Raw genomic sequence first — 2867 nt, forward strand, 5'->3', positions numbered from 1 at the left:
CCCGCCAAGACTATTTCGAACTGATTCCAAGTCGTTCGAACAATTTACAACCTGTTCGGGGCCTCCTTGGGTACGCTCCTAGAACACTTTCCGGACCAGACAGGCTTCTTCATAGGCCTCAATGTCTTTGAGCCGGTACAAGACCTTCCCCACGATCTTCAAGTACTGCGGGCCCTCGCCGACGGTGCGCCAGCGCTGAAGGCGTGCGACTGAACACACCCAACGATCTGCGAGCATTTTTTCGGTCAGGAGCTGACCGGTAGGTTCGGCCGGGACCTCTCGAGCCAGGTGTTGGGGCTCGAACTTGGGTTCGTTGGCTGCGGTTTTGGCGATGCCACTGGACAATGCGTCCAGCACGTCACCCAATTTTTCAGCCTGTGGGTTCGAAGATGAAGTGTTGTTAGTAGCCATGGACTTGCTCCTTGATGCTTATATGCAGTGGTTTCATATAGGTTCATACCGGTTGGTTAGGCGTTTTTTCTCACGCCTCCAACTGAAAAGCCCCGGTGATGTCAGCGTTAAAGCGGGAGATTTATGGCTCTTACAGACCGAACAAGTGGTGCTAAACCTCATTGATCTCATGCTGCGAGCCACTTGGCATATTCGTAGTAAAGAGGCAAACCAAGCAGCAGGTTGAATGGCAGAGTCACGCCCAGTGAGGAGGTCAGGTAAATGCCTGGATTGGCTTCGGGCAGCGAAGCTCTGCAAGCTGCTGGCGCATCGATGAATGACGCACTGGCGCAGATGGCGCCGAAGACGAAGGCACCACCTACGGTCAAGCCGACCATATGCCCCAGACTGACTCCGACCAAGCCGTGCAACAGCGGCATCAATACCCCGAAACCAGCCATGAAGACGCCCACTTGACGGAATGCCTTGATCTGGCGGGCTGCGGTGATTCCCATTTCCAGCAGGAAGAGCATCAGCATGCCGCGGAACAGGCCCTCGTAGAAGGGCGAGATTTGTTGCCATTGCTTATCTGTGGCGATGTAGCCAATCAGCATGCCGCCAACTAACAACAAGATGCCGCGGCCGCGAATGACGCTAAGGAACAGTTCTGAGGCTTGCACGCCGCCGCTATTGGCACGCCCCATGGCGACCCGAGCGATGACCAGCGAGTAGATGACACCGAACTCCATGAGTGCCACCATGGCCGCCATGTAGCCCTCGGCAGGGGTTCCCATTGCCGTAGCAAAGCTCATAGAGGCGAAGAAGGTGGCCGTTGATACGGAGCCGTAATGCGCAGCAATAGCTGCCGAGTTGCTGATGTCCATGCGGCCCAGGCGACGCGTGACGATGTAGGCCAACGTGGGGATGCCGAATGTCATAAGCACCGTGATGCCCAGAAGCGGCCAAAGGCTTTCCATTTCCGCTTTGGCCAATTCTCGGCCTCCGGTAATGCCGAGCGAAAAGAGCAGGTAGATCGCCAGCAGCTTGACGACGGCTTCTGGAAGCTCCAGTTCGCTCTTGACGGCGCCAGCGAGTGTGCCCAGCAAGAAGGCAAGGACGATGGGTTGAAGTATGTTGGTGAGAAGTAGGTCAAGACCTGGCATATCGACTCCTGTGTGAGTGGCCTCGGGATGGGCCAACAATCAAGTAACCAGACTTTAGGAAAGGTGATTGTTTACGTCCAGTTCATGTTTCAGCACAATTCGTTTGATTTAATCAAACAATCAAAGAGATTCAACCGAAAATGGCCGAACTGAACTTTCACCATCTGCGCTACTTCTGGGCGGTGGCGCATCGCCGCCAACTCACCAAGGCCGCAGAGGCCTTGCATATCTCTCCATCTGCACTTTCGATTCAGTTGCGGCAGTTAGAGGACCGACTGGGGCACGCTTTGTTCGAGCGCAAAAATCGGCGTCTGGAGTTGACGGAGGCCGGGCGCATCGTTCTCGAGCATGCCGACGCCATCTTCAAATCCGGCCAAGAGTTGTTGAGCACGCTTCGAGGTTCGCCTTCGGTGGCACGTCCGGTTTTACGTGTGGGTGCGGTGGCGACTTTGTCGCGCAACTTCCAGATCGATTGGTTGCTGCCGCTGCTCAAGGACGACAACTTGCAGATCCGTCTTGTCTCAGGGCAAATGCGGGAATTGCTTTCTCAACTCGCGACTCACGCTTTGGATGTGGTGTTGTCGAACGAATCAGCGCCACGGGATACAGCCGCCGGTTGGGTCAGTCGACGAATTGCACAGCAACCGATGAGTTTGGTTTCTGTCGCCCCAGTCCAAGGGCGTCGCAAGGTTAAGTCCTTAAGTTTTCCAGACGACTTGGAGGGCCAGCAGCTGATCTTGCCCAGCCAAGACAGCGCTGTCAGACTCGCTTTTGACCTCGCACTGGATGAAGCAGGCGTGCGTCCCAAGATCTTGGCTGAAGTCGATGACATGGCCATGTTGCGATTACTGGCTAGAGAAACAGGAGCCCTGGCCTTGGTGGCGCCAGTGGTGGTCAGGGATGAACTTAAAAGTGGCATTCTGGTAGAGCGTTGCACGATCAAACAATTCCAGGAAAATTTTTACGCCATCACCATGCGCAGGCGGTTTGCGCATCCCGCACTGCGTCCACTGCTTGGTCTTGTCTGAGTTAGGTATTGCTTACGGGTTCGGAATTGGTCAGGCGGCGAGACTCAACAAAACATGCTAATTGGTGAAGTGTGGCGGCTAGTTTGAACACACGCACCAGCCTAAAAAGGGGTCTGGAAACTCACGCAACTAGTGACTGTCTCAACATTTAGAATGATGACCTGAACCCCAAGAGCTTGATCGTCTTGCCCTTGGGGGATTTAGGCTGTTTGCGATCTGGTATCTTCTAGCCCGCCAAGACTATTTCGAACTGATTCCAAGTCGTTCGAACAATTTACAACCCGTT

General features: G+C 54.6%; 3 protein-coding genes. 1 reads left to right on the top strand and 2 read right to left on the bottom strand.

Translation table 11 applies throughout. From position 1 onward, the window contains the following. Positions 1-78: 78 nt before the first annotated feature. Together WCK51_15955 and WCK51_15960 are read right to left on the bottom strand one after the other, a co-directional pair. A complete protein-coding gene (locus tag WCK51_15955; GenBank protein ID MEI7578383.1) occupies positions 79-411 on the bottom strand; it encodes a hypothetical protein in 333 nt (110 codons plus the stop codon). Positions 412-578: 167 nt separating this feature from the next. After that, positions 579-1553: a sodium-dependent bicarbonate transport family permease gene (locus WCK51_15960; protein MEI7578384.1), complete on the bottom strand. Its 975-nt coding sequence runs from the start codon at positions 1551-1553 to the stop codon at positions 579-581. A gap of 140 nt (positions 1554-1693) precedes the next feature. Here WCK51_15960 and WCK51_15965 point away from each other — a divergent pair, with 140 nt between their 5' ends. Next, on the top strand, positions 1694-2581 hold the full coding sequence (locus WCK51_15965) for a LysR family transcriptional regulator (GenBank protein ID MEI7578385.1): 888 nt from the start codon (positions 1694-1696) through the stop codon (positions 2579-2581). Positions 2582-2867 lie beyond the last annotated feature (286 nt).

It is taken from the genome of Armatimonadota bacterium (assembly GCA_037138755.1).
Lineage (GTDB): Bacteria > Armatimonadota > Fimbriimonadia > Fimbriimonadales > Fimbriimonadaceae > Fimbriimonas.

What these genes read in the sequence shown, in the direction of transcription:
- WCK51_15960 (MEI7578384.1), bottom strand. Translation starts at nt 1,553, where the DNA reads ATGCCAGGTCTTGACCTACTTCTCACCAACATACTTCAACCCATCGTC.
- WCK51_15955 (MEI7578383.1), bottom strand. Translation starts at nt 411, where the DNA reads ATGGCTACTAACAACACTTCATCTTCGAACCCACAGGCTGAAAAATTG.
- WCK51_15965 (MEI7578385.1), top strand. Translation starts at nt 1,694, where the DNA reads ATGGCCGAACTGAACTTTCACCATCTGCGCTACTTCTGGGCGGTGGCG.